Source organism: Hyphomicrobium sp. DMF-1 (assembly GCF_027886585.1).
Classification (GTDB): Bacteria; Pseudomonadota; Alphaproteobacteria; order Rhizobiales; family Hyphomicrobiaceae; genus Hyphomicrobium_C; species Hyphomicrobium_C zavarzinii.
The window spans coordinates 671,128-695,871 of sequence record NZ_CP115706.1 but is presented as its reverse complement, the minus strand read 5'-3'; the positions used below and the strand labels follow the sequence as shown (position 1 = coordinate 695,871).

At 64.8% G+C, this 24,744-nt stretch carries 18 protein-coding genes; 14 read left to right on the top strand and 4 right to left on the bottom strand.

The genetic code is table 11. The features are described 5' to 3' along the window. The first annotated feature begins 157 nt into the window (after nt 1-157). From PE058_RS03100 to PE058_RS03080, 5 genes are all read left to right on the top strand, one after another. On the top strand, nt 158-778 hold the full coding sequence (locus tag PE058_RS03100) for a ribonuclease D (protein WP_020084005.1): 621 nt from the start codon (nt 158-160) through the stop codon (nt 776-778). 257 nt (nt 779-1,035) lie between these two features. Further along, the gene (gene lptC / locus PE058_RS03095; RefSeq protein ID WP_271029807.1) at nt 1,036-3,102 is read left to right on the top strand and encodes an LPS export ABC transporter periplasmic protein LptC; all 2,067 of its coding nucleotides are present in this window, start codon (nt 1,036-1,038) and stop codon (nt 3,100-3,102) included. Between the two features lie 85 nt (nt 3,103-3,187). Then, a complete protein-coding gene (gene lptB / locus PE058_RS03090; protein WP_020084003.1) occupies nt 3,188-4,036 on the top strand; it encodes an LPS export ABC transporter ATP-binding protein in 849 nt (282 codons plus the stop codon). Nucleotides 4,037-4,225: 189 nt separating this feature from the next. Next, the gene (gene rpoN / locus PE058_RS03085; protein WP_020084002.1) at nt 4,226-5,755 is read left to right on the top strand and encodes an RNA polymerase factor sigma-54; all 1,530 of its coding nucleotides are present in this window, start codon (nt 4,226-4,228) and stop codon (nt 5,753-5,755) included. A gap of 843 nt (nt 5,756-6,598) precedes the next feature. Next, complete coding sequence (locus tag PE058_RS03080; RefSeq protein WP_020084001.1) at nt 6,599-7,063, top strand: PTS sugar transporter subunit IIA; 465 nt, start codon at nt 6,599-6,601, stop codon at nt 7,061-7,063. Between the two features lie 123 nt (nt 7,064-7,186). On the opposite strand, the gene PE058_RS03075 is transcribed toward PE058_RS03080, so the two are convergent. After that, nucleotides 7,187-7,984, bottom strand: a complete 798-nt coding sequence (locus PE058_RS03075) for an undecaprenyl-diphosphate phosphatase (protein WP_020084000.1) — start codon at nt 7,982-7,984, stop codon at nt 7,187-7,189. Between the two features lie 243 nt (nt 7,985-8,227). Here PE058_RS03075 and PE058_RS03070 point away from each other — a divergent pair, with 243 nt between their 5' ends. The 7 genes from PE058_RS03070 (at nt 8,228) to PE058_RS03040 (ending at nt 16,898) form a co-directional block, all read left to right on the top strand. Beyond that, entirely contained in the window at nt 8,228-8,923 is a 696-nt protein-coding gene (locus PE058_RS03070; RefSeq protein ID WP_020083999.1) for a glutathione S-transferase family protein, read from the top strand. A gap of 1 nt (nt 8,924) precedes the next feature. Then, complete coding sequence (queG, locus tag PE058_RS03065; RefSeq protein WP_271029806.1) at nt 8,925-10,097, top strand: tRNA epoxyqueuosine(34) reductase QueG; 1,173 nt, start codon at nt 8,925-8,927, stop codon at nt 10,095-10,097. Then, the gene (locus PE058_RS03060) at nt 10,094-10,966 is read left to right on the top strand and encodes an SDR family oxidoreductase (protein ID WP_271029805.1); all 873 of its coding nucleotides are present in this window, start codon (nt 10,094-10,096) and stop codon (nt 10,964-10,966) included. Before queG ends, PE058_RS03060 begins: the two co-directional genes overlap by 4 nt. A 135-nt stretch (nt 10,967-11,101) precedes the next feature. Continuing rightward, complete coding sequence (locus PE058_RS03055; protein ID WP_271029804.1) at nt 11,102-12,454, top strand: hypothetical protein; 1,353 nt, start codon at nt 11,102-11,104, stop codon at nt 12,452-12,454. A gap of 226 nt (nt 12,455-12,680) precedes the next feature. Further along, the gene (locus tag PE058_RS03050) at nt 12,681-14,210 is read left to right on the top strand and encodes an undecaprenyl-phosphate glucose phosphotransferase (protein WP_271029803.1); all 1,530 of its coding nucleotides are present in this window, start codon (nt 12,681-12,683) and stop codon (nt 14,208-14,210) included. Between the two features lie 2 nt (nt 14,211-14,212). Next, nucleotides 14,213-15,529, top strand: a complete 1,317-nt coding sequence (locus tag PE058_RS03045; RefSeq protein WP_020083995.1) for an O-antigen ligase family protein — start codon at nt 14,213-14,215, stop codon at nt 15,527-15,529. Further along, nucleotides 15,522-16,898, top strand: coding sequence for a lipopolysaccharide biosynthesis protein (locus PE058_RS03040; RefSeq protein WP_020083994.1), 1,377 nt, complete (start codon nt 15,522-15,524; stop codon nt 16,896-16,898). Before PE058_RS03045 ends, PE058_RS03040 begins: the two co-directional genes overlap by 8 nt. Here the strand turns inward: PE058_RS03040 and PE058_RS03035 are convergent. Continuing rightward, nucleotides 16,870-17,667 carry an alpha/beta hydrolase gene (locus tag PE058_RS03035; RefSeq protein WP_271029802.1) on the bottom strand — a complete coding sequence of 266 codons (798 nt, stop codon included), beginning with the start codon at nt 17,665-17,667 and terminating at the stop codon, nt 16,870-16,872. The two genes, PE058_RS03040 and PE058_RS03035, sit on opposite strands and share 29 nt — an antisense overlap. Nucleotides 17,668-17,736: 69 nt before the next feature. Between PE058_RS03035 and PE058_RS03030 the strand changes: the two genes are divergently transcribed. Further along, complete coding sequence (locus tag PE058_RS03030) at nt 17,737-18,930, top strand: glycosyltransferase family 4 protein (RefSeq protein ID WP_271029801.1); 1,194 nt, start codon at nt 17,737-17,739, stop codon at nt 18,928-18,930. Between the two features lie 216 nt (nt 18,931-19,146). Beyond that, the gene (gene infC, locus PE058_RS03025) at nt 19,147-19,674 is read left to right on the top strand and encodes a translation initiation factor IF-3 (RefSeq protein ID WP_020083991.1); all 528 of its coding nucleotides are present in this window, start codon (nt 19,147-19,149) and stop codon (nt 19,672-19,674) included. 86 nt (nt 19,675-19,760) lie between these two features. Here infC and PE058_RS03020 read toward each other — a convergent pair whose 3' ends face one another. Beyond that, entirely contained in the window at nt 19,761-21,134 is a 1,374-nt protein-coding gene (locus PE058_RS03020; protein WP_271029800.1) for a vWA domain-containing protein, read from the bottom strand. Between the two features lie 189 nt (nt 21,135-21,323). Then, a complete protein-coding gene (locus PE058_RS03015; protein ID WP_271029799.1) occupies nt 21,324-24,611 on the bottom strand; it encodes an MFS transporter in 3,288 nt (1,095 codons plus the stop codon). Nucleotides 24,612-24,744: the final 133 nt, after the last annotated feature.

Sequence of the window (24,744 nt, the reverse complement as noted above, 5' to 3'; positions counted from 1 at the left end):
TCCGCACGGGGATTTAGCGGATGAAGCGCGCCATTCCCTTGCAATTGACCGGCAGAACCGCTACACCCGGCAACAGATCAAGGCAAAATCCACGATAAATTTCAATGGGTTGAGTATTCGTGGGTGTGCCGCCATTCCGACCCCCGAGGCCCGAGCCATGTCAGCCCCCACCATCACGCTCCACACAGGCGATCTTCCCGCCAACGTCACGTTCAAGGGCAGCGTCGCCATCGACACGGAAACGCAGGGCCTCAACCCCCAGCGCGACCGGCTCTGCCTCATCCAGCTCTCCGCCGGCGACGGCACCGCCCATCTCGTGCAGCTCGATCCCGGCGGCTACGACGCCCCGCGTCTCAAGGCCCTCCTCACCGACCCTTCGGTGACCAAGATTTTTCACTTCGCGCGCTTCGATCTGGCCGTCATCGAGAAGTACCTCGGCGTCACCGTGTCTCCCGTCTACTGCACCAAGATCGTCTCCAAGCTCGTTCGCACCTACACAGACCGTCACGGCCTGAAGGACATCACCTCCGAGCTCCTGGGCATCGAGCTTTCCAAGCAGCAGCAGAGCTCGGACTGGGCGTCCGCGACGCTCAGCCAGCAGCAGCTGGCCTATGCGGCCGCCGACGTTTTGCATCTGCACGCCCTCAAGGCGAAACTGGACGCCATGCTGGAGCGCGAGGGCCGCACCCATTTTGCCAAAGCCGCCTTCGAGTTCCTGCCCACACAAGCCAAGCTCGATCTGGCAGGCTACGGCGAGATGGACATTTTTTCCCACTGAGCGGGGTACCGCCTCGGCGGAGGCGTTGCATCTGAAAGAAGGAAACATCTGAGGATTTCAGGGGGCTGGCCGCTTTTACAGTCCCAATCTCACCCCAATTTCACGCGATTGTCCGCCAGCCTTCGCACGTGCAACACTGCCCGCCTTGAGCCGCCGCGCCATAGGCTGTGTGCGTGTACCCAGGGACTTGAGCATAGGAGCCCTCCGCCGGTTTGCTCGCGGACAAGGTCCGTGATGTCCGAACGCGGGAAACCCCGATGGTTATGACTGCCGACCAGAACATGACACCGATGGCAGGCCGCCGCACCGGCGATGGCCTCGTCATGGCCGAGGTCGACCGCACGCGCGAGTTTCGCAAGGCACGCCGCCGCACCATTGTCGTTCGCACGCTTCGCCTCGCCTGTCCGATCCTTGCGATCGGCCTGCTCGGCATCTACGGACTGACGATCGCGCGCACCGCAGGGCTCGTCGGCAGCGAGACTTTGCCAGAGATCGCCGTCCGCAAGATCCTCCCCGAAGACCTCTCGATGAAGAACCCGCGCTACGAGGGCTACAACAAGGACGGCGGTAGCTACGTCTTCATGGCGAAGACCGCCCAGCAGGATCTGAAGACCCCGAACGTCATCAAGCTCAACGGCATCACGGGCGAGGTCTACCAGGCCGACAAGACAAGAACCGACATCGCCGCCAGCCGCGGCATCTTCAACAACACCAAGCGCGTGCTCGATCTCTTCGACGAAATCAACGTCGTCTCGCAAAGCGGCCTCAAGGCGAAGCTCACGCGCGCGACTATTCTTATCAACGAGGATCTTCTGAAATCGCCCCAGCCGGTGGTGGTGGAATTTCCGAGCGGCTCCGTTCGCTCGAAGGAGATGACGCTGCGCCAGAAAGCGCGCGAGGCCACCTTCGTCGGAGACGTCCTGGTTGAGCTCACGCCTCCGCCGGACGAGAAACAGAAAGACCCGGCTGCCGAGGCCGCGCCCCCGAAGGATCCGAACAACAGCGCGCTGTTCACGCCTGCCAACGGCCCGATCAACATCGACGCCAACCGCCTCGACCTCAACGACGGCAGCAAGACCGCGCTGTTCACCGGAAGCGTCCGCGCACGCCAGGGCGACTCGCACATCACCACGCCCGAGCTCGAGGTCTCCTACGAGGGGGAGGGCATGATGGGCGCAACGGCGCCGAGCCCGCAGGCCGCCGACGGCGCCGCGCCGTCTCAGTCCGGCCCGGCAGCTCAGTCCGGTAAGGTGCGCCGTATCGTGGCAAAGAAGCCCGTGGTGATGAAACGCGCCAACGGCGACGTCGTCACCAGCGACACCGCCGATTTCGATGCCCAGGCCGAAACCGCCGTTCTCACCGGCGAGGTGATCATGACCTCCGGCACCGACCGGCGCGCCGCGAGCGAGCGCGTCGAGATCAACGAGACGGCGGGAACCATCCTGCTGACCGGCGATGTCGTCGTCACCCAGGGCGGCAACGAGCTGAGGGGCGGCCGCCTCGCCATCAACCGCACGCAGGGAACGGCCGAGCTGACCACCCCTCCCGAAGCCTCCTACGGACCGGGACGGATCAGCGCGCGTCTTCTGCGCGGACCCGACACGCCCAATCGCAAGAAGCAGCCGGCCAAATCCGATCAGGCAGAAGCGGATGGCGCAGGCGCTTTCGGCTCCTTCAAGACCAATCCGAACGCCCCCGTCGAAATCACCGCCGACAGCCTCGACGTGAACGAGCAGCGCAAGGTCGCCGTCTTCCGCGGTGACGTGGACGCCTCCCAGGACACGTTCAAGATCCGCTGCGCGCAGCTCTCCGCCTACTACAAGGGCGCCGCCGGTCTCATGGATGCCGCCAACCCAGGCGCCACCCCGGGCAACGGCGAGAAATCGAGTGCGGAGCTGACCCGCATCGAGGCTCGGAAAGACGTTCAGGTCACCTCCAAGGACGGCCAGACGGCGACCGGCGACTGGGCCGATTTCGACACCAAGACCAACAAGGTGACGATGGGCGGCAACGTCGTGCTGTCGAAAGGCAAGAGCATGGTACGCGGCACCCGCCTTCTGATCGACATGACGACGGGCGAGAGCAAGATCGACACCGCGCCCCAGAACACCGTCTCGGCCCCCTCGGGCGGCGGATGGGTGACGAAGACACCGGCAGAACCCGCGGGCGAAGGGAAAGGCCGCGCCAGCGCCGTGTTCTTCCCGCAGGAGCTGAAGAAGGACGAGGACAGCAGCGCCAAGAGCAAGGCGAAAGCCCCAAGCGCGGCGACCGACGGCTGGTCTGCGACGGCGGAACCCAACTCCGCGACCGCGCCGGCGAATTGACATCTGCCATCGGAACCGGCTCGAATACCGAGCATCGAGGTCGATGGTGCCCTATTTTGGATTTTGAGCACGGCAGATTGCCAGCATGAAATTGTGGCCCTTCCGCTCCGCACCCGTTGCACAGGACGCCGATCCGTACGGCGCGCAAAACGGAGCGGGCGACCCCTACGGATACACGGCCGACGATCAGACCTTGGCATCCCACCAGGGATGGCTCGTCGCCGAGAACGTTCAGAAAAGCTATAAGAAGCGCATGGTCGTGCGGGGCGTGAGCCTCGCGGTCGGCCGGGGTGAATCCGTCGGCCTCCTCGGCCCCAACGGCGCCGGCAAGACCACCGTCTTCTACATGATTACCGGCCTCGTTCCCGCCGACGCCGGACGCATCTCCATCGACGGCCAGGACGTAACCCGGCTTCCGATGTACCGGCGGGCCCGCCTCGGCATCGGCTATCTACCTCAGGAAGCCTCCATTTTCCGCGGCCTGTCGGTCGAGCAGAACATCATGGCCGTGCTGGAGCTGGTGGAGCCGAACCGCAAGCAGCGCAAAGAGCAGCTCGACAGCCTGCTTGAGGAATTCCACATCACCCGCCTCAGGAAGTCGCCCTCCATGGCGCTTTCGGGCGGTGAGCGCCGCCGCTGCGAGATCGCGCGCGCACTCGCCTCTCGCCCCTCGTTCATCCTGCTCGACGAGCCGTTCGCGGGCATCGATCCGATTGCGGTGGGCGACATTCAGCAGCTCGTCCGCCACCTGACGGACCGCGGCATCGGCGTCCTCATCACGGATCACAATGTACGTGAGACACTGAGCCTTATCGATCGCGCCTACATCATCTACGATGGTCAGGTTTTGACACAAGGTAAGCCCGCGGAAATCATAGCGAATGAAGATGTCAGGCGCGTCTATCTGGGAGATATGTTCGTTAACACACGTTGAGTATAGCCTGGGCCTTGGACAAGCCTTGGACCGTGGACTGATGAGCCTGGATAGGCCCGAAGCCTTGCGCACCCAGACACCGCGATGCATGCGCATCGCATCTCGGGACAAATTCGCCCCGGGCTTTCTTCGTGCAGTATCGCGCCTTCGGCTGCTGTCTGAGCGACCGCCGGAATTGAAAGTCTGAGCATGGCGCTGACGGCAAAGCTCGAGCTGAGGCAAGGCCAGCAACTGGTGATGACACCCCAGTTGCAGCAGGCCATCCGCCTGCTTCAGCTTTCCAATCTCGAGCTCGGCCAGTTCGTGGAAACCGAGCTTGAACGCAATCCCCTCCTGGAGATGGACGACACGCCCGAGGCGGCCCCCAAGGCCGAGCGCGAAGCAGAGCCCGAAACGCCGTCCGAGCGCAGCGAGCAGGCGGGCGACGACGAATGGCTGGATCTCGGCAAACCCGTGGCCGAAGCCGACGGCGGCATCGACGGTGACTATGACGGCGCTTTCGTTGACAACGGTGCCTCGCCCAACGGCCCCGACGGCGGCGAGTCGGGCTGGGCCAGCCTGCGCCAGCGCAGCAACTCGTTCTCGGACGACGACATCAATCCCGAAGCCTTCGTCTCGAGCGAGCCGTCGCTCCGCGATCATCTGAGCGAGCAGCTCCCGCTGGCCGTCAAGGATCACGTCGAGCGCCTCATCGGCCAGCACCTGATCGACATGGTCGACGAGGCGGGCTACCTGCACGCCGACCTGGACCAACTTGCCACCAAGCTCGGCGCACCCCTCGCTCTCGTCGAGAAAGTTCTCGCCACGTTGCAGACGCTCGATCCCCCTGGCGTGTTCGCGCGCTCTCTGGCCGAGTGCCTCGCCCTCCAGCTCAAGGAGCAGAACCGCTACGATCCCCAGATCGCTGCCCTGCTGGACAACCTCGATCTCCTGGCCGCTCACAATCTGCCCGCCCTGCGCAAGGCCGTGGGCGCGGACATGAGCGAGATCACCGACATGATCGAGGAGATCAAGCACCTCAATCCGAAGCCTGGCCTGAAGTTCGGCTCCGTCCAGCTTCAGCCTGTGGTGCCCGACGTGCTCGTCCGCCAGGGTTCGGACGGCGGCTGGATCATCGAGCTCAACAGCGACACGCTCCCGCGCGTTCTCGTGAACCGCACCTACTTCGCACAGGTCAACAAGACGACGCGCACCGAGAAGGATCGCGGCTATCTGCTCGAATGCCTGCAGACCGCGAACTGGCTCGTCAAAAGCCTCGACCAGCGGGCCCGCACCATTCTGAAAGTCGCCGAAGAGATCGTCCGGCAGCAGGACGCCTTTTTCACCTATGGCGTCCAGCATCTGAGGCCGTTGAACCTCAAGACCGTCGCCGACGCCATCTCGATGCACGAATCCACCGTCTCGCGCGTCACCTCGAACAAATACATGGCGACCCCGCGCGGCATCTTCGAGCTCAAGTACTTTTTTACCTCAGCCATCCAGGCATCCGGCGAAGGCGAGGCCCATTCCTCGGAAGCCGTCCGCCACCGCATCAAGCAGATGATCGACGGCGAAAGCGCCAAATCGATCCTCTCGGACGACAAGCTGGTGGAGAAGCTGAGAGCGGAAGGCATCGACATCGCCCGGCGCACCGTCGCCAAATACCGGGAGGCCATGCGCATCCCGTCCTCCGTGCAGCGGCGGCGCGAAAAACAGCTCGCCGAGCGCATGGCGCGCTGACCCGCGTCAGAAACCCAAAGGGTATCCCAGACTTATCAACCGCAAGTCGCAGACGCCCAGGGCCTGCGAACACATACGCAGACCACTGCGTAAGATTCTGAGTTCGCGCGTAAATCGAACTGGCTTGGTTTCACGCGAACGGCCGCTTGTACGCGTGAGTTGCCGCGACACATCACCTGTTCCGCGGCGCAAGATTGACTCCCCCCGCAGCCCGGCCTAGCGTGACGCAATCGTGCGCCGCGCAGGCGGACACCCAAAACTAAAGAATTGGAATAATTAAAGAAAATAGACGCGAGACGCCGCTGGAAAGCTATCCGATTTTGATGCTAGACAGCGGGGGATGACCCGAGAGACGGGAGCCGCGAACACTGGTATCCTCTTCGCACCGGAGCCCCAGAGGCCGAAAAGATCGGCGGGAACCGGACGCGGAATTCGATGTTACTCAAATCGCCATGATTGGCGGATAGGGAACGCAGATCACGGCGAACTGAACGTTGTAAATCGACGAGCCGGCAAGCGGCTGGATTGATCCAATGTCGGGGGAAACTGTGGGGTGGGCCTCACGCGTTTGAAGCACCTGAAATCTCGTCGAGACGGACGTGTAACTGAGCGTCATTACGAGTGAGGTAGGGGCAGCGCGGTCTTGGAGCTGACAGCAGACATCGATTTGGCCGCCCCGGCCTGCCGGGCGGCACGATTGGTGCATAAATTGATGCAAATCGAGCGTTGATCGGTAAGACGCACGACGGCGTCCCCGTCTAGCGAGGGGCACCGAGGCGCCAAAGAGAAAACGTTGATCGACAGCCGAACACTGGCGATCACAGACCCGATGGGACCGGACACATGGACTTAGGCGATCTTCTGGCACCTGGCGGAATCTACCCCGCATTCGAAGCAACGAATAAGAAGCAGGCTCTCCTCGACCTGTCCGCGCACGCGGCCGAGGTGACCCGCCTCGATCCCCGGACGATCTACGACACGCTGCTTCAGCGCGAGCGTCTGGGATCCACGGGCCTGGGTCGCGGCATTGCCGTTCCCCATGTCAAACTCAATGGAATTCAGGGCATTGTTTGCCTGTTCGCCCGGCTGACGAAGCCGATCGACTTCGAGAGCCAGGACGGCGAGCCCGTCGACCTGATCTTCCTGCTTTTGGCCCCCGAGCACGCGGGCGGCGACCACCTGAAAGCGCTGGCGCGCATCTCCCGCCTGGTGCGCGAGCCGGCTGCCCTTGAGCGCCTGCGCACCGCCAAGGATCTCGCGAGCCTGAAGCGCGCGCTTCTCCAGCCCGCGACCTCTCACGCCGCCTGAGCGCCGGCCAAGTACCCCGCCTTCACAATCGACGTGAAGACGCGGCACCCACAAAAGAAAATTGGCTGCCTGTTAAATCAGGCAGCCATTTTTGCTTTTTGCCGGATATTTGGGCAGGCAGCCCTAGCCATAGACCGCGAGCGCGGCCAGACCGACGAAGCCCACCGCAATGCGCCACCAGGCGAACGGGGCGAACCCGTGGCGGCTGATGAAGTCGAGTGCGAACTTGACCACCACCACCGCCGTGAGGAACGCCGTCACGAAGCCAATGCCGATGGGAAGCGCGTCTGCCACCTTGAGCAGCCCCCAGTTCTTGTAGAGATCGAAGGCGAAGGCGCCCGCCATCGTCGGCATGGCGAGGAAGAAAGAGAACTCAGCCGCCGTCCGCTTGTCCGCGCCGAGCAGAAGCCCGCCGACGATGGTCGATCCGGACCGCGACACGCCGGGGATCAGTGCCAAGCACTGGAAGAGACCGATCCCGAACGCGCGGGCCGGCGGAATTTCCGTTGCGTCGTCATAGCGAACGGTGAGCGCCAGCCTGTCGACGGCGAGCAGGATGACCCCGCCCGCGATCAGCATCAGGCACACGAGCACCGGTGTTTCGAACAGCACGTCCTTGATGAAATCGTGCAACAAGCCGCCCAAGACCGCCGCCGGCAGGAACGCCAAGGCGAGAGCGACCGCAAATCGCTGAATGCGCGGATCGGACGGCAGCGCCCACACCATGTCCAGCAGATACCGGAAGTAGACGAACACGATCGCCAGGATGGCGCCAAGCTGGATCAGCACCTCGAAAGTCTTGCCCGGGCTATCGAAGCCCAGAAAATGTCCAGCTAGAAGAATGTGTCCCGTAGACGAGACGGGCAGGAACTCCGTAAGCCCTTCCAGGAAGCCGAGCAGAATGGCATGCCAGATCGCCATATAGAGCGCTCTCCGGTTTGTTGCGAGAAATCCAGTCCAGGGGACATGGACAGGGAGGGAGGGGCAAAACTGAGACGAGGCTCGGTAGCACGTTTAGCCAAACGAGGATACGGTTCGTGCGCTGCAGTCCCATGACACGCCGTCGGCCACCGGAAAGCGGCGCCAACGCGAGACTTGCCCGCCCTCGACACGACGGGGGAGAAGCTCCGGTCCTGCGAGAAAAGCCCGCGGAATTTTGATGCCATGCACACGTTGACGCATTTCAGGCTCTGCCCAAAATCGCGCTCCATCCGCATCGCCCTCGCAGAGATCGGCGTCGAGGCGGAGCTGGCCGAAGAGCGGCCCTGGGAATGGCGCCCCGCCTTCCTCGCCCTCAACCCTGCAGGCGAGTTGCCGGTGCTGGCGCTCGAAGGCGGTTTCGTCCTCTGCGGCGCCTATGCCGTCTCGGAATATTTTGCCGATCTGCTCCACAATCTCGAGAAGGAAGGCCGGCCCGCCCCCTTGTTTCAAGGCTCCAACGAAGATCGCGCCGAGCAGCGGCGGCTGGTGGACTGGTTTCATGGCAAGCTCGATCGCGAGGTGACGCGCGAACTGCTATACGAGCGCGTATACGGGCATCTCATCCCGGACAAGGGCCACGCGCCCGATCCCGGCGCGCTCCGCGCCATCCGCGCCAACATCCGCTACCACCTCGGCTACGTGAACCACCTCGCCCATGAACGCCGCTGGCTCGCGGGCGACGAGATGAGCTTTGCGGACATGGCGGCCGCCGCTCACCTCTCCTCCATCGACTACCTGGGCGAGGTTGCCTGGGAGGACTACCCGTCGGCGAAATCCTGGTACGCCCGCATGAAGTCGCGCCCGTCCTTCCGCGCGCTTCTGGCCGACCGTATGCCGGGCATCTCGCCCGCACCTGTCTACGCCGATCTCGATTTCTGACATGCAGACCGACACGCCCGGCAGCGCACCGAAAACGACGAACCCTCCCCCGCGCGACGCTATCAAGCGTGCACTCGGCGAGCGCGCACGCGCGGCCGGCTTCGAGATCATGCGCATCACGCGCCCAGGCGCCATTCCGCAGGCGGGCGAGCGGCTGATGGCGTTCCTGGCCGATGGCCGCCACGGCACCATGGACTGGATGGAGGCAAATGCCGACAGGCGCGGCGACCCGCGGCAGCTTTGGCCCGAAGCCTGCTCGGTCATCATGCTCGGCATGAGCTACGCTCCCGAACGCGATCCCATGGAAGCGCTCGGCGAGCCCTTGCGCGGCATTGTCTCGACCTACGCCAAGCGCGCCGACTACCACGACGTGATGAAGCGCAAGCTCAAGGAGCTGGCCGGATCGCTCGAGCGCGAGACGGGCGAAGCCGTGAAGGTGTTCGTCGACACCGCTCCCCTCATGGAGAAGCCGCTGGCTGCGGCCGCCGGCCTCGGCTGGCAGGGCAAGCACACCAACCTCGTCTCGCGCGATGCGGGCTCCTGGCTGTTCCTCGGCGCCATCCTGACCACCGCCGATCTTGAGCCCGACACACCCGAGCGCGACCACTGCGGAAGCTGCAGCCGCTGCCTCGACGCCTGCCCCACGAAGGCATTCCCCGCGCCCTATCAGCTCGATGCGCGCCGCTGCATCGCCTACCTCACCATCGAGCACAAAGGACATATCGCCGAGGAGTTCCGCGAGCCCATCGGCAACCGGATATTCGGATGCGACGACTGCCTCGCGGTCTGCCCCTGGAACAAGTTTGCGGGCGAGGCACGCGAAGCCCGCCTTTCGACGCGGATCGAGCTGGACGATCCCCCCCTCGCCGATCTGATGGCGCTCGACGACACGGCATTCAGGCTTCGCTTTCGTGGCACGCCGGTGAAACGAACAGGCCGCGACCGCGTGGTGCGCAACTGCCTGATTGCGGCCGGAAACGCCCGCGACACCGGCCTGCTTCCCTCCGTCGCCTCCCTCTTGGGTGACCCCGCGCCCATCGTGCGCGCCATGGCCGTCTGGGCTTACCGGCGCCTCGCTTCACCCGAGGCCGTCGCCGCGGCCCGCAACCTCCACTATCCGGGTGAGCTCGACCCCGACGTTCGCAAGGAATGGGACACCGGAACGACATCATGACCAAGCTCTTCTGCTTCGGCCTCGGCTATAGCGCCGAAGCCCTCGCGCGCCGTCTCGCAACTGCCGGATGGACCATCGCGGGAACCGCCCGCACGCCGGAGGGCGTGGCCCGCATCGCGTCGTTCGGATACGAGGCCATCCTGTTCGATGGCCTGACGGCGGCGCCGCAAGCCACCGCGTCTCTCGAATCCGCCACCCACGTCCTGATCTCCGCGAGCCCCGACGAGCAGGGCGATCCGGTCCTGCGCCTCCACGGAGACGACCTCGCCCGCGCCGCCAACCTGCGCTGGATCGGCTACCTGTCGACCATCGGCGTCTACGGCAACTCGGACGGCCAATGGATCGACGAGACGACGACGCCACAACCGAGGGCCGAGCGCACCCGCCGCCGCCTCGAAGCGGAGAACGGCTGGTTGGCATTCGGGGAGGCCAGCGGCAAGCGCGTGCAGGTGTTTCGCCTTGGCGGCATCTACGGTCCCGGCCGCAGCGTGGTGGACGACCTGCGCGACGGCACCGCGCGCCGCATCGTGAAGCCGAACCAGGTGTTCAATCGCATCCACGTGGAGGACATCGCCACCGTCCTCGCCGCCGCCGCCAACGGCGCGGGCCGCGAAAGCGTCTACAATGTCACCGACGACGAGCCCTCCCCCTCACAGGATGTAATCCTGCTGGCCGCCCGCCTGATGGGCGTCGAAGCTCCCCCGGAAATCCCGTTCGAGACCGCCGACCTCTCTCCGATGGCGCGCAGCTTCTATGCCGACAACCGGCGCGTCCGGAACCGGCGCCTGCACGACGACCTTGGCGTGACGCTCGCATTCCCCACCTACCGGGAGGGAATTGCCGGCATTCTCGCCGGTACTGAGGGATAAGCGGCGCGAAGCCGTCACGCTCCATCCTCTTTGTTGCCGAAATCGCGGTGAATGATCAGTCATATCGTTTGAGCACGGAAACGTCCGGCTCGAGCCAATTGGTATTTGTGATTTTTTACCGATGCAGGTCGCTCCATGACAGGTCGAGGACGCTTTCCGCTCTTGGCGATGATGGTTGGGGCGTGCTTCCTCGGAGCCGAGATCTCGGCGGCCGACGACAAGGCCGCCCACGCGCTCGCTGAAAGGTTCGCCGGAGGCGCCGAGAAGGAGGAGGCGAAGAGAACGGCCAAACGAAAGGCTGAGGACGCCCGGCGCCAGACGGCCGAGGAAGCCGAGATGCTGAAACGCGCCCGCGCCGAAGCGGAGGAGCGCAAGGCCGCCGCCGACAAGGCGCGCGCCGAAGAGGAAGCTCGCGAGGCGCGGCTGGAGGAAGAGCGCCGCATCGCTGAGGAGCAGCGCCTCACGGAGGAAAAACGCATCGCCGAGGAGAAACGCGCAGAGGAGGCCCGCCGCGTCGCGGAGGAGCAGCGCCTCGCGGAGGAAAAACGCATCGCCGAGGAGAAGCGCGCCGAGGAGGCCCGCCGCCTCGCTGAGGAGCAGCGTCTCGCCGAGGAAAAACGCATCGCCGAGGAGAAGCGCGCCGAGGAGGCCAGCCGCCTCGCTGAGGAGCAGCGTCTCGCGGAGGAAAAACGCGTCGCCGAACAGAAGCGTGCCGAGGAAGCTCGCCGCGTAGCGGAAGAGCAGCGTCTCGCTGAAGAAAAACGTATTGCCGAGGAACGGCAGAAACGTCTCGCGGCCGAACGGGAGGCTGAGCACACTCGCCTGACTGAGAAGCTTCTGAAGCTCCAGCAGCAACGAGCCGAGCGCAAGCAGCTCACGGAGAGAGCCCCCATGGGTCTCGGCGCACCCGCAGCTCCCCTCATCGCGGCACCCGCAAAGCCGGAGTCGCCCCACACCGCTGTCGTCACGGCCCCCGCGCCGGCCACGCGCGTTACAATTCTCCTGGTCATGGATTCCGGCACCAACGGCATCCGCCGTTTCGGAAAGAAGACGGCCGATCCCGTCATCTGCTCCGGCCCCACCTGCTGGGTGAGCTCCGGCACCAGCCGCGGTTCGCTCACCTTGGCGCGCGGCCAGGCGCTCGGCCCGGCCAACACGCTCGGCCGCCGCGCGGCCGCGTGCAACCAGCACCTCGCCTGCGTGTTTCGCGATGTGGACCTTAAGACGCGCGCCGCGTCGATCCAGCCCATCGATCTCCGGATCATGCGTCACGACCGCCGCCAGCCGCTGACGCTGGAGGCCGATCACTCCTGCCGAGTTTCCGGTGGCACACTCGTCTGTGACAAGGTGTTCGCCACCAGCACATGGCGCGCGTGGGTGGTGCCCGAGTCCGTCGCCGCCAAGGCCGGTCCCGCAGCCATCGAAGCGGCACTCGAAAGCCGCCTCGGCATCAAGCCCTCTGCGGCCCTGGACGCTTCGCGCCTCTGAGCGGCATCAAAAGCCGGTGTCTCCCTCGCTCCGGCGTCATGGCGAAGCCGTGCCTGCGCAACGCGCTCGCCCACTCCGAAACGGTCCGCAAGACTTTCCTAACCATTACTTCCGAGTTACGCCCACAACCGCCCCTGCCGCACTCCGATCCGGAATAATTTTACGGGTTTGAGACGAACCTTGCTCATGGTTGACGCCAGAGTTTTGCGTAAGCGGGCGTGCGACCATGGCTATCCTTTCTCACGATGAACCAGACGATCTTTCGTCATCCGCGAGGCCCCGTGCCCGCTCCGGTCTGGAGCAGGCAATAAAGGGCGTCGCCCGCGTCATCGACAACGCCTTCAGCGACAAGCGCCGCAGCATCTCGCGGCCGAAGCTGCTGTTCGCGACAAGCCTGGCCGACGCCTTCATTCTCGTCGCAACCGGTCTCCTCGCATTCCGGTTCGCAGACGCTAGTGCGGCATCACATCCCGCGAGCCTCACCTGGATCGCTCTGATCGCGCTCGCCACCACGCTGGAGCTGCGCCGCAACTGGTCCTACTCGATCCAGGCCCTTCGCCTGCCGACGGAGCAGATCGGAAAAATCGTAAAAAGCACAGTCACCGTGTTTTGCGTGGCTGCAGGTGCGGGCTACCTGATTGGCTTCTCGCCCTTCGAGCCGCTGACGGGAACCGTGTGGCTCATGTCTGCGATCGCACTCATCGCCGCCCTCCGCTTCCCGCTCGCCAGCGTTCTGGAAAACCTCACCGACGCCGGGCGGCTCGTACGCCGCACCGTGATCATCGGCGGAGGCCCCGACGCGGAAACGCTCATCTCCACCTTGATGGACGACAACCGGAAGGAAGTCTCGATCCTCGGCGTATTCGACGATCGCGCGGATGAGCGCTCGGCCGACAGCATCAAGGGCTATCCCAAGCTCGGCACCTTCGATCAGCTTCCGGCCTTCTGCCGAAACGCTGGCGTCGATCTGATGATCGTCACCGTCCCCATGACGGCCGAGAACCGCTTGATGCAAATCCTGCAGCTTCTCTTCACGCTGCCGGTCGACATCCGCATCTCCGCCTTGAGTTCCAAGCTGCGCCTAAGCTCGCGTGCGTACTCCTATATCGGTCGCGTGCCCATGCTCGCGCTGATGGACCGCCCGCTGACCGACTGGGATCGCGTGATCAAGAACATCGAGGACCGCGTGCTCGGCACGCTGCTGTTCCTGCTGGCAGCCCCGGTGATGGCGCTCGTCGCGCTTGCCATCCGGATCGACAGCAAGGGCCCGATCCTCTTCAAGCAGCGCCGCTACGGCTTCAACAACGAGCTGATCGAGGTCTACAAGTTCCGCTCGATGTACACCGACAAGACGGACGCCACCGCGAGCAAGCTCGTCACCAAGGACGATCCGCGCGTGACGCCCGTCGGCCGCTTCATCCGCAAGACGAGCCTCGACGAGCTTCCGCAGCTTCTGAACGTCATCAAAGGCCAGATGTCGCTCGTGGGCCCCCGCCCGCACGCCACCGAGGCCAAGGCCAGCTCCGACCTCTACCAGACCGTGGTTGGCGAATACTTCGCACGCCATCGCATGAAGCCGGGCGTGACCGGATGGGCGCAGATCAACGGCTGGCGCGGCGAGACCGACACACATGAGAAGATCCAGCGGCGCGTGGAGGCCGATCTCTACTACATCGACAACTGGTCGCTGCTGTTCGACCTCTACATCATCGCCGTCACGCCGTTCGCGCTGATGACCGGAAAGAACGCGTACTGACCGTGGCGTCCAGCATCTCATTTCCATCCGCAGAGGCGGGCGACGGGCGGGCCGGCAGACGCCGGGCACCCGCACGCCTCCATCGCCCCGTTGACGGCAGCGCTGCGTGGACCATCTCCGCCAGCCTGCTCGCCGGCATTGCCGTGGCCGCTGCGTTGGGAACGAGCTCGATCGTCTTCTCGGAACCGGCCGTCGCCGACATCCTGATGGCGGCCGTCATCGTCGGCCTGCCGATGCTCGGCGTCATCCGCTTCGGCAACCTCGCGATCCTGAATGTCGTGATGTGGATGATCTTCGTCGCGCTCGGCCTTGCCGCCTGCTCGGTCTCCACCAACATGGGAACCGCCATCACGCATCAGGTGGTGACGCTGTTCCTTGCGCTCGGCGCTTTCGTTCTCGCCGGATACATCGCGCAGGATCCGGAGCCGCGCTTCCGGCTCATCATGATTTTCTACATCATCGGATGCCTGCTCGCGGCCGCGGCCGCCTTCGCGGGCTATTTCCGCATCATCCCGTCCGCCTACGACCTCTTCACGAACTACGGGCGCGCACGCGGCACCTTCAAGGACCCGAACGTGCTCGGCGCCGCGCTCGCGCCTGCCATCGTGGCAACAGCCTGGGCGACATTGCGCGAGCCCATCCGCAATGCAGTCATCGCCGCGGCCGTCTGCCTGCCGCTCTGCCTTGCGCTTCTCCTCACGTTCTCGCGCGGCGCATGGATCTCGACCGCGCTCTCGCTGCTGGTCGCCGTGTGGCTGGCCCTCGTCACCACGCGGCGCGCATCGGATTTTCGCCGCCTCGCGATCGTCGCCGCCATCGGCACCGGAACGCTGATCGCCGTGCTCGGCGCCGCGCTCCAGCTCGAAGCGGTCCAGGGTCTATTCCAGGAGCGCGCCAGCCTGGATCAGTCCTACGACGTGGGCCCCGAAGGACGCTTCGGCGGACAGGCTAAGGCCGTAGGCCTCATCCTCGAGAACCCCTTCGGCATAGGCACGCATACGTTCCGTGACACCTATCACCACGAAGAAGCGCACAACGTCTACCTCAGCCAATTCATGAATGCCGGCTGGATCGGCGGCACGCTCTACGCCGTCTCTGTGTTCGGAACGCTGGCCGCGGGCTTCTATGGGCTCCGGAGGAGAAACGCGCTGCAAGGCCCCCTCATCATCGCCACCGCTTCCTTTGCGGGCGTGGTGTTCGAGGGCTTCGTAATCGATACCGACCACTGGCGTCATTTCTTCATCCTGATGGCCCTCATCTGGGGTCTTGTCGATGCTGAGCCGCCCGCGCCGAGCCAGGAGAGGCGACGCCATGATTGAAGCCCGCGGCGAGCCGCTGACCCTCTTGAAGACTACGCTCAACGAGCTGTGGAACAGCCGCGCCAAACACGCCGCGAGCTGGAACGCAATCGGCGTCTTCGCCATTCGCGCCGCGAGCGCCGCACTCCTGTTCGCCACGCAGGTCGTTCTCGCGCGCTGGATGGGCGCCTCCGAATACGGCCTCTACGTATCGGCCTGGACGTGCGTCCTCGTCGTCGGCGGCATCTCGCACTTGGGCTTCAACGTCGCCATGATGCGGCTTGCCCCGCAGTATCAGGCAAACCAGGACTACGCGTCTTTCCGCGGCCTATTGAATGGCGGGCGCCTCGTCGCCATTGCGTCCGCCGCCGCCATTGCAGGTGTCGGCCTTGCTGCACTCTGGATTTCGAGCACCGAAAGCGGCACAGCGCTTGCCGTGCCAATGGCGCTCGCCCTTCTCTGCCTCCCGCTCTACGCCTTGACCGATGTGCAGGATGGCCTCGGCCGCGGCCAGGGCTGGACCATTGAAGCCATCGGCCCGCCCTACATCGCGCGCCCCCTGATGCTGCTGACGCTTGTGCTCGTCGTCTCCATGCTGGGCTATGCCGCCAACGCCGTGACCGGCATGACCATCGCGCTCGCCGCGACCCTGTTTGCGGCCGTCCTGCAGACCGTCCTGCTGGAGCGGCGCGTCGAGAAGTCCGTACCCGCGACGCAGCCGGCCTATGCCTTCTCCACCTGGCTCAAGATTTCGCTGCCTCTGCTGGCGGGAAGCATCTGCGATCTGGTGATCCAGAACGCAGATGTCCTCATGCTCAATCTCTTCCGCCCCTCCGGCGAGATCGGCATCTACTACGCCGCAGCCAAGACGGCCGGCCTCGCGCTGTTCGTGCACTACGCCGTGGGATCGGCCTACGCGGGCCGCATCGCGGCCGCCCACGCCCTGGGAGATAACGCTCAGGTGCGGGAGCTGGTGCGCAATTCCGTCCGCTGGACGTTCATACCCTCGGCCGCCGTCACCCTCGGCATCCTGCTGGTGGGCTATCCCGTGCTTGCGCAGTTCGGCCAAGGCTTCACGGACGCCTATCCGCTGATGTTCATCCTCGCTGTCGGCATTCTCGCCAAGGCGGCCACGGGGCCGGCCGACACCATCCTCAACATGCTGGGCCATCAGCGCGCGAGCGCGATCTCAATCGGCCTCGCCGCCGTCATCTGCGTGACGCTGAACCTGATCCTGATCCCGCTGTGGAGCGTAGCCGGAGCCGCCGTCGCGACTGCGACCTCGGTCGTGGCCGCATCCGCCTTCAACTGGTACGCAGCACGCCGCCTCGAAGGCTTGAACCTGTTCATCCTGGCGAACATCAAGCGCCCGGAACCAGCGTCTCGATAAGCCCGTAGAGCTTCTCGAGGTCTTGCGGGCGCGACATGCGGTGCTCGCCATCCGCGACCTCCGTAATCCGCACCCAGTCTCCGGCCAGAACGGACTTGAGCTCACGCGCGTGCGCAATCGGCACATCGCGGTCCTCGCCCCCCTGCAGCACGAGCACCGGCCGCCCCGGATCGAACCCCGCGCCCTTGATCAGATGCCGTCGCCCGTCCTCGATGAAACGCTTGGTGATGGGGTAGCCGGCCGGATCATAGTCCGAAGCGCGCACCCACTTTCCCTTCTCCATGATCTCGCGGCGGATTTCCTCCGAGAACTGGTTCCACATCAGCGCCTCGGTGAGATCCCAGGCGGGCGCGATCAATACGAGGCCGGGCACGCGCTGCGCCTCCTCGGGCGCAGTCGCCATCAAGTGCCGCAGCAGAATTAGCGCCATGTGCGCCCCCGTGCTCGATCCAACCAGGATCTGCGGCCCGCGCGTCACCTGCTGGAAAACGGCCGCGGCCTCTTCCAGCCAGTCGCTGAGCGTGGCGTCCTCGAACGCGCCGCCCGAGCGGCCGTGCCCGGAATAGTCGAACCGCGTGAAGCCGAGCCCGCGCGCCGCCGTCCACGCCGCCAGCGCCTCGGCCTTCGTCGACATCATGTCGGATTTGAGCCCGATCAACCAAAGCAGACCCGGCCCGCCTTCCTGGGCCGGCGCCTGGGATAGATAGGCAATCTTGCGCGCGTCCGAACCGCTGCCGACTGTGATGAATTGCGGATCGCTCGCGCTCATCCTATGAAACCCCCGTGCCCTGCTATCTAAGTGCTGTGTAATCGACGTGCTAACGATCGGAGGCCGGACTTGGCCCTCACGCGCCCCACCATACTGCAGATCATCCCGGAGCTCGACACCGGCGGCGCGGAGCTGTCCGCGGTCGAGATCGCCGACGCCATCGTCCGCGCGGGTGGGCGCGCCCTCGTGCTGTCGGAGGGAGGCCGCCTCGCTCCACGCATCACCGCGACGGGCGGAGAGTTCGTACCCTTCGCCGCCGCCACCAAGAACCCCGCGCGCATCCTCTGGAACGCACATGTCATCCGCCAGATGATCGAAAACGAGGGTGTCGATCTCGTCCACGCCCGCAGCCGCGCACCGGCCTGGAGCGCAATGCTGGCCGCGCGCCGCGCCGGAAAGCCGTTCGTCACCACCTATCACGGCGCCTACAATGAGAAGACGCGCCTCAAGAAGGCCTACAACGCCATCATGGCCAAGGGCGACACCGTCATCGCCAACTCTCAGTACACAAAGCGGCTGATCGAGGAGCGTTACGGGACGCCCTCGGACCGCATCCGCGTGATCTATCGCGGCGTCGACGGCAGCAAATTCGATCCCGCAGTGATCTCGGAGGAGCGCAAGGCCGCCCTCAGAGCCCGCTGGCGCGCAGCGCCCGGCACCAGGATCGTCCTGCAGCCGGCGCGACTGACCGCGTGGAAAGGGCAGAGCACGGTGATCGAGGCCGCCCGCCTCCTCAAGGCCGATAACCGGCTCGGCAACACCCTGATCGTGCTGGCGGGCGATGCCCAGGGCCGCGACTCCTACCGCCAGCGCCTCGAAAGCGAGATCAAAGCCGCGGGCCTCGAGGACAACATCATCCTGCCGGGCCACGTGGAAGACGTGGCGGCAGCCCTGGCCGTCTCCCACCTCGCCATCGTCGCATCCGTCGAGCCGGAAGCCTTCGGGCGGGTGGCCACGGAGGCGCAGGTCATGGGCTGCCCCGTCATCGCGACGGATATCGGCGCCCCCCCGGAAACCGTGGCCGCCCCTCCCAAATTCAAAGCTGAAGAGGCGACCGGCTGGCTGGTGCCCCCGGGCGACGCCTCAAAACTGGCCGCCGCCATGGCGGAAGCCCTGAGCCTGACCCCGGACGCCCGCGCCGCCCTGGCTGGCCGGGCCCGCAACCGGGTGCTCCAGAACTTCAGCCTGGAAAGTATGCGCCTAGACACGCTCGACGTTTACGACCGCCTGCTCGGCACCCAACTTCGGGCGTCGTATAAGTAAATTCCTTAACTCATCCCCATGGCTCTGCGTTGCATAAACCCATCGCAGCTTGACTTGCGGCCGGTTCTTCTCAATTCTCCGCCCGGATAGTTCGGCAGTCCACGGCAGAACGGCCACCCAAATTGCGGGGCGAGGCCGTTGTTTTCTGATTGAAGGTGCCGTAGCTATTGCCGATTGAACTGAAACCACTGATGGAGACTTAACATCCGCAAGCCTATGCGAGGCGCTTCCGAGCGCGAGCCGACCGGTCCGAAGATCAATGATGCGATCCGGGCGCGTGAAGTGCGGCTTATTGACGAAACCGGGCAGAACGTCGGCGTCGTATCGAAGGTTGATGCCATTGCCCGGGCTGAAGCGGCCGGATTGGATCTGGTCGAAGTTTCTCCGGATGCCGAACCTCCGGTTTGCAAGATTCTCGACTTCGGTAAGTACAAATACCAAGAACAGAAAAAAGCTGCCGAAGCCCGCAAGCACCAGAAAATCGTCGAGATCAAAGAGATCAAGATGCGTCCCGGCATCGATGATCACGACTATGACGTGAAGATGCGCGCCATCAAGCGGTTCTTCGAGGAAGGCGACAAGGTCAAGGTGACCCTGCGCTTCCGCGGCCGTGAAATGGCCCACCAGCAGCTCGGCATGGCCGTGCTGGTCCGCGTCAAGAACGATGTCGAGCCGATCGCGAAGGTGGAATCCGAGCCGCGCTTCGAAGGCCGCCAGATGGTGATGGTGCTCGCGCCTAAGTAGGACGAACCCTCCCTCACCGGGAAAAATGAAAGGGCGGCCGCACACGCGGGGCCGCCCTCGATTTTTTTGCGATCGAGGTCCCGGGCTCAGTACGCCTGCTGCACCTTGGACTTGTGCTGATCGTGGCGCATCACCTTTCGGGTCTTCTCCCAGCTCTCACCTTCCAGGTTATTGGCGGCTTCACGGCTCTTGGATTCGAGCTTGTCGAGTGCCGAGATGGAGGCCGCGGGCGCCGCAGCCGCGCCGGCGCCGAGCGCGCTCTTCTGCTTGTTGAGGTACATGGCGTTGTCCTCGAGCACCTTCCGGGCCGCCGTTACATCGCCTTTGTCACGCAGCTCCACCGCACGCTCGCTATTCTCGGTGGCCACCTGCTCGGTCACCTGGCTCATCACGGCCTTGTTGAGGCTCGCTTCCGCGTCTTTCGCGTTGTCCGTGAAGCGGGCCTTCACCCCGGCCTTGGCCGAGGCACGTGAGCCGCTCTCGAGGCTCAGATAGTCCACGTCTACGCTCGCGACCTCGCTGTCCCCGGCCGAGACTGCCGACGAGGGCGGATCGAGCTCAACCACCACATAGCGCTCGTTGTCCGCCTGAAGCTGGTTGAGCTTGAGCGTGATGCGGCTGCTCGAGATCTCCGCCTCGCGGCCGAGAACGCGCTTCGGCGTGAAGCCTGACTTGCACTCGATGGTGATGGTGATGTCGCGCGCCGCGATGGACAGGGCGTCGCCGAACTCACGGTCGAAGATCTCCGCGAGATCGCTTGGCCGCTCCACGAACACGTGATTGCCGTCGCTCGCCGCTGCCAGCCGCTGCATCAGATCCTCATTGTATTCGAGGCCGAGACCGATGGTGGAAACGGTGATCCCCTTGCCGGCCAGCTCCCGCCCCAGCGAGGCGAGCTCGCCCGGCGTGCTGGGGCCGACATTGGCAAGCCCGTCCGACAACAGCACGACGCGGTTGACCTTCACGTCGGAGCGGAAGGCGCGCACCTGCTCGCCGCCCTCCTTCACGCCCGCATAGAGCGCCGTCGTACCACTGGCTTCGAGTTTGTCGATCGCGCGTTCGAGCGCTCCGCGCTCGGAGCCGAAACGGCCCGCCTTCTGCAGCACGTCGACCTCGTGATTGTAGGAGACGAGCGAGACGATGTCGTCGGACCCGAGCCGTTCGAGCGCCGCATGTGCGCCCTTCTTGGCCGCCGCCAGCCGCTCACCGCTCATGGAGCCCGAGCGATCGACGACGATCGCCACGTTGATCGGCGCACGCCGCTCCTTTGCTTGCGCGGCAAGCGTCTTGAGAGAGAGCCTGAGATAGACTCGGTCCCGGCTCTTGGTATCGATGACGGAGTGGCCGAGCTCCGCCCCGAGCTGCATCTCCGCAGCCCGGGCTTCGAGCCCCGGAACCGCGACGGCACCGCACAAAGCTGCCAATCCGAAAAGAGAAGAAAGCGTGCGCATGGGCGACATGAAAATCTCCTCAAAAAATAGAAACGAAACCGCAGAATAAATGCGTGCGCGGGCGGAATAGTGCGAAACTCATGTCGGAATGACGCAGCGCCGATGGCAAAAAAAAGAAAGCCCGCGTGCGGCGCTGCCGCCACGCGGGCTTCTACGTAGAGACCGGCTCGTCGCAACAAAAAGCGGCCAGTCAAAAAACTAGTTCAGCGTGCGCTTCCCGTCGCCGACGGCGGCCTGCTGTGCATGTCCGCGCGACAACTGATGGAACACCACCTCGAGCCGCATCCAATCGCGATCGGTTCGACGCGCGTTCTGTGCAAGCTCGTGAACGAGCCGCTGCGCGGTGAGAAGCAGAAGCTGCTCGTCGCTCCGAAGCGAGCCCGTCGCATTGTCCGGCTCAAGCTGCTCGACGAGACCATGGAGCGCGGTCTCGTAAGGACCGTTCGGAAGCAGCATCAGAATGGGCAGGTTCTGATCCACCTCCTCGGACGCGCTGACCAGAAGCTGGCGCTTCCAGTCGTCGCTGGCCGAAAGCGAGCCATCCATCTGCGCGAAGGCCTGCGAGACAAGGCCGTGAGCCTGCTCGTCACGCTCCGCAAGCTCCTGGTCGAGCAGGCGGACGCTCTGACGCGACGAGAGGAACGCCTCGCTCGCCGCGGCCGCAGCCGCAACGGCGGGCCCCGAAAGGCCGAAATAGGTTTCCGGATTGATGCCGATCGCTTCGATCAAGGCTGCGAGATACTGCGCGCGCTCCTCCTCGTCGGAGAGCCGCGGCTTGGCCTCCTGGGTATGATCCACGAGCGCCGCCTGCTTCGGCGTGAGCGAGCCGCGGAAGCTGACTTTCTCGGCGCGCCGCCGCGCGCGGTCGAGTGCGAGCGGCCTCTGGCCCGCCCGCGCGACCTCACGTGCCCGGATGCGCGCCAGCGTCTTGTAGAGATCCTTGTGAACGAAATAGCTCTCGCTGCCCTTCTCGCGCTGGACGTAGCGGAACGTCGCGCCCGTGTTGAGCACGTTGAGCATCACTGGCCGCACATCCTCGTCGATATCCTCCAGCGCCACGTAGGACGTGAAGCCATTCGCTTCATCCATCGGAACCAGCTCGCCCAGCACCGCTTCTGCGTTGTCGCCGACGTGAGGCAGCAGCGCCACCACGAGTTGATCGTCCATCTGGTCGATCAGCATGCCGGCTTCCGCTTGCGCCTTGTTCGTCTCCAGCTCGCGTTTGATCACCGAGTTCAGGAACTCGAGCAGCTCTGAGCGCACGAGATAGCGTCCCGGCTGATCGCCGCGCCGCACGGCGCCGATGATAGCGCCCGCGTTCAACACCTCGCGCACCTGCACGGCGGTCTCGGGATCCAGCTCGTCGAGCCTCACCTCGTTCGAGTAGCCTTCCACATTCTCGATCGGATGCATCGCCTGGCTGACGAGGCGCGCCTTGCGGAACATGTCCGGCAGCAGCGCCGTCTCGATCATCGCGTTCAGCTCCTGCGAGTTCCGCGCCTTCATGCTCGGAACGTCCGACAGCGGCGAGCGCACGGCGTTGGCGCCGAACAAGCCGGTCATGAAGATCAGCGAGTCGATGCCGATCGCAATGGCGAGCGCGAGATACGCGAGCCGGTTGCCGTCCTGAAACGCGTTGAGCGTCACGACGAAATTGTGGGCCTTGTCGTCGCGGTTGAGATCGATGGCCGAGAGCTTGGCGCCCATCGCCGAGGAATCCCCGCTCGGCAGACCCGAATCCTGCAGGCACTTGCGGCCGAACTGGAGCAGCGGATCGACGCCGCCCGTGTCCGGCACCTTGTCGCCGCCCGCGCAGTTCGCCTCGAACGCCTTGAGCCCGGCATTAAGGGCAAAAATCGTCGCGGCCGCTTCCACCGCCTGCTTGGGATCGCAATCGATGTCACGCACGCGGTCCTTCGTCGCCGCCGTGCTGATCATGGCGTCATAGAGCTGCGTGCAATGCTGATGAAGCGTAGAGAGCCGTTCGGCATCGGGCTGCTGGCGGAAATCCGCTCGCGCCCGCTCGAACGCGGCACGCACCCGCGCCGGATCGACCTTCTGGCCTTCCTGCCCGAGCTGGGAGGATTCTGCCGCCTGGATGCGCTGCTCGGCGGTCACCGCCTCGCCCTTGAGCTTGGCAAGCTCGCCGTCAACGCCCGCAAGCTCGCGCTCGATCTGGGCGACGCGCGTATCGACCGCATCGAGACGCTTCTGCGCATCGCGCACGCGCTCCTCGCCGATCTTGTAGTATTCCTTGAGCTTGCCCATCTCCGCCATCCTCTGGCGATAGATCGGCCCCTTGCCTTCCTTGAGAGTGCCTTCGACGCCCTTGTCCTCGGCCATCGCCTCGACGCGCTTGGCATCGACCTCCTTGGCCCGCGCATCGAGCTCGCTCTTCTTCCCCGAAAGGTCGGCCGCAAGGCCAGGCCGGTCGGCCTTCAGCCGCGACAGCTCGTCGGTGAGGACGGCTTTCTTTCCGGCAAGCCCCGCCTGGCCGCTGGTCGCAGTCGCGATGCGCTCCTGCTGGGCCGCGATCGACGAGCGATGCGCCTCCATCTGGCGTGTGAAATGCGCCTCGATCTCCGCTTCCGCGCCTTCGGAGGCCTTGGAGAGATTGGCAAGCTGCGTTTCGTAGGCGTTCCAGCCTTCGCTCTGGAACAGGCGCTCGGCTTCGGTCATGCGGCGGCTCGAAATCGTCTCGCCGATATCGGCGACGACGCCCGCCACCTGGTTCTTGGTGCGGATCTCGGCCGCGCGCTCACGCTGATCCTTCGGGAAGATGACGTTGAAGCGGCTATCGAACGAGAAGAACACGCTCGTCGCCATGCAGGCGAGGAACATCACCCACAGCATGGCGTTCTTGGCGACGATGCGAAGCCCTTGCGCGTAGGGCTGCACCACGTCGCTCTTCGAGAACATCATGAGAGCGGAAACGGCGAGCAGCACTGCGCCCGCCCCCGCGAACCCGTAGAGCATCTGGTCGCTCGACACGCCCGCATGAACGATGCCGATCATCAGCGCGGCGAGCACGAAGCCGCCGCCCAGCACCGACAGGGCCACCATCGGCGGGCTGACGCTACGGCCCGAGCGGCCGCGCACCTGGTTCATGCCGGTGGCGAAGCTCTCGCCGATCAGCCACGCGACGATCAGCATGACGCCGTGGATGCCGAAGGTGAACATCGCGGAGAGCACCGATTCCCCGGTGAAGTTCCGCATACCGTCCCACGTGGTCCAGCCACCGGCGAGCGAGAGCAGCAGCGCCGATCCGCCAATCAGCGCGAGGCGCCAGTTCGTAAACAGCGTCTGCTCGATCGCGGACCAGAGTTTCGGCAACAGCCTGACCAGCGCGCTCGCGACCGCAAGCACGAGCAAGCCCATGATGACCCAGTTGGCCGCCTGCGGCAGCGAAACGTCGCTCGAAATGGTTGGAAGTGCCGGAAGTGACTGAACGACTCCGTCCGCCGTGGCCTTGACGTCCCAGCCCATGCTCTCAAATCCTACATGGCGCTCTTACCCGAGAGCGCTGACAGTGCGATGCCCTTATGCGCACTGCTTGCATTCCCGGGCTTCATCACGGCGGGAATACGGCGATCCGTCCACATGAAGGCGAATTAATGTC

Coding starts and splice junctions, on each gene's coding strand:
- PE058_RS03100 (WP_020084005.1), top strand. CDS start 158: ATGTCAGCCCCCACCATCACGCTCCACACAGGCGATCTTCCCGCCAAC.
- lptC (WP_271029807.1), top strand. CDS start 1,036: ATGGTTATGACTGCCGACCAGAACATGACACCGATGGCAGGCCGCCGC.
- lptB (WP_020084003.1), top strand. CDS start 3,188: ATGAAATTGTGGCCCTTCCGCTCCGCACCCGTTGCACAGGACGCCGAT.
- rpoN (WP_020084002.1), top strand. CDS start 4,226: ATGGCGCTGACGGCAAAGCTCGAGCTGAGGCAAGGCCAGCAACTGGTG.
- PE058_RS03080 (WP_020084001.1), top strand. CDS start 6,599: ATGGACTTAGGCGATCTTCTGGCACCTGGCGGAATCTACCCCGCATTC.
- PE058_RS03075 (WP_020084000.1), bottom strand. CDS start 7,984: ATGGCGATCTGGCATGCCATTCTGCTCGGCTTCCTGGAAGGGCTTACG.
- PE058_RS03070 (WP_020083999.1), top strand. CDS start 8,228: ATGCACACGTTGACGCATTTCAGGCTCTGCCCAAAATCGCGCTCCATC.
- queG (WP_271029806.1), top strand. CDS start 8,925: ATGCAGACCGACACGCCCGGCAGCGCACCGAAAACGACGAACCCTCCC.
- PE058_RS03060 (WP_271029805.1), top strand. CDS start 10,094: ATGACCAAGCTCTTCTGCTTCGGCCTCGGCTATAGCGCCGAAGCCCTC.
- PE058_RS03055 (WP_271029804.1), top strand. CDS start 11,102: ATGACAGGTCGAGGACGCTTTCCGCTCTTGGCGATGATGGTTGGGGCG.
- PE058_RS03050 (WP_271029803.1), top strand. CDS start 12,681: ATGGCTATCCTTTCTCACGATGAACCAGACGATCTTTCGTCATCCGCG.
- PE058_RS03040 (WP_020083994.1), top strand. CDS start 15,522: ATGATTGAAGCCCGCGGCGAGCCGCTGACCCTCTTGAAGACTACGCTC.
- PE058_RS03035 (WP_271029802.1), bottom strand. CDS start 17,667: ATGAGCGCGAGCGATCCGCAATTCATCACAGTCGGCAGCGGTTCGGAC.
- infC (WP_020083991.1), top strand. CDS start 19,147: ATGCGAGGCGCTTCCGAGCGCGAGCCGACCGGTCCGAAGATCAATGAT.
- PE058_RS03020 (WP_271029800.1), bottom strand. CDS start 21,134: ATGTCGCCCATGCGCACGCTTTCTTCTCTTTTCGGATTGGCAGCTTTG.
- PE058_RS03015 (WP_271029799.1), bottom strand. CDS start 24,611: ATGGGCTGGGACGTCAAGGCCACGGCGGACGGAGTCGTTCAGTCACTT.